3 pseudogenes are annotated in these 1552 nt (G+C 61.1%); 1 reads left to right on the forward strand and 2 read right to left on the reverse strand.

Going from position 1 to position 1552, the window contains the following annotated elements:
• Positions 1-68: 68 nt before the first annotated feature.
• Together AC5ZG5_RS46080 and AC5ZG5_RS46085 are read right to left on the reverse strand one after the other, a co-directional pair.
• Positions 69-557 (reverse strand): annotated as a pseudogene (locus AC5ZG5_RS46080) (IS66 family transposase); the annotation flags it as partial.
• 242 nt (positions 558-799) lie between these two features.
• Positions 800-1066 (reverse strand): annotated as a pseudogene (locus AC5ZG5_RS46085) (ATP-binding protein); the annotation flags it as partial.
• Between the two features lie 159 nt (positions 1067-1225).
• On the opposite strand from AC5ZG5_RS46085, the pseudogene AC5ZG5_RS46090 reads away from it, so the two are divergent.
• Positions 1226-1467: pseudogene (locus AC5ZG5_RS46090) on the forward strand (transposase); the annotation flags it as partial.
• Positions 1468-1552 lie beyond the last annotated feature (85 nt).

The following is a 1552-nucleotide window of genomic DNA, read 5'->3' on the forward strand; positions in this document are numbered from 1 at the left end:
ATAACCTCTCGTCCTGCTCCACAAGTGGGGGAGTTTGCGCGACCACAGGTGGGGGAATTTGAAGTGACCGTCCGGGAGCGCTCGAGAGCGATGCGCCTGGATGTGGCATAGCGGATTGCCTCCGCGAGCTTGGATTTACCGGACAGGCGGGGCAGCTCCTTTTCCCACAGATCGAAGAGCGCCGCGACGATAGCGGCGGACCTTTCCTGGCGTGCGTTCATCCGCGCCTCAGACGAGCTACCGCGGATCTCGGCCTCGATCTCCCACAGTCCGGCCATGGTCGTAATGGTTTGCGTCGCCAGGTGCGAGCTCTCGTTGATGTGCAGTTCGTAGAAGCGCCTCCTGACGTGGGCAAAGCAGGCCGCCAGTGTCACGCCCTCATTGGCGCCCGCCGACCTCGCGAGCCGATTGTAGGCGGCATAGCCGTCGACCTGAAGGATGCCCGCAAAGCCCGTCAGATGGCGCTCGACGCATTCGCCGGCGCGGCTGTCCTCGAAGCGATAAGCCACCATCGGCGGACCGCTGCCGCCAAACGGCCTGTCATCCCGCGCGTATGCGGATTCCAATGATCGCGCGCAGTTATTCCAATCTGATCGCGCGCATGTGAAGCACCCGATCGTTAAAGGCAATTGGCACTATGGTTAGCCCGTGATCAAGCGGCTGCCGAAGAGATCACGTCTCATGTTTGATGGTGTCGATCGACGGAGCGAAGCTGACTGGACGCGCCCCCCCAACAGTGCCGTAGCGGCCGGTTAGCTTCGCGGGCTGCAGTCTCGGTCTTCATCGGCCGGCGATGTAATCAAGGCCGAGGAAGAACCGGCGGACGACGCATGGAGTCACCGTTCAGTTCCAGCCTGTGAGCGTTGTGAAGCAGGCGATCAAGTATGGCATCAGCGTAAGTTGGGTCATTTATGAGCTCATGCCATTTGGCAATTGGAAGCTGGCTAGTGACGAGCGTTGATCGACGGCCGTAGCGGTCTTCAAGGATTTCGAGCAGATAATGACGGGCATTGGCGTCGATTGCTTGGAGGCCTCAATTGTCCAAAATTAACAGCTCGACGGCGGCGATGGGTCGTGTCCGCGAGAGTGGTGTAGTTCGTAGAGCAGAGCCGTCCGCCCGCGCGCCGTCAAATAGCGCCGTAGCGGGTGGACGGCTTTGCGGTGGTCACCGGCGATTCGCCGGTAGGGTCGTGTTGCTGACAACAACCTGATTCGAGGAACCACGATGACCGACGAGATGATGAACCTTCGCGCGCTCGTGGAGAAGGCCCCTGATGCCGATCTGTTGCGCGAGATGATCGGCTTTGCCGCGCAGCGGCTGATGGAGCTCGAGGTCGAGGGCCTGACCGGGGCGGTTACGGCGAGAAGAGCCCGGAGCGGCTGGTCCAGCGCAATTGCTACCGCGACCGGAGCTGGAGACCCGGGCCAAGCACCGTCGAGCTGCGCATTATGGCGCGACAATCAGGATGAGAGCGCCTATTGCCTCATCTATTTTGCTCCCTAGCGAGGGGAGCGAGGAAGCTGGTCTCACAACTAGTCGGCACTACGAGCG

This window comes from Bradyrhizobium sp. Ses1 (assembly GCF_059512365.1).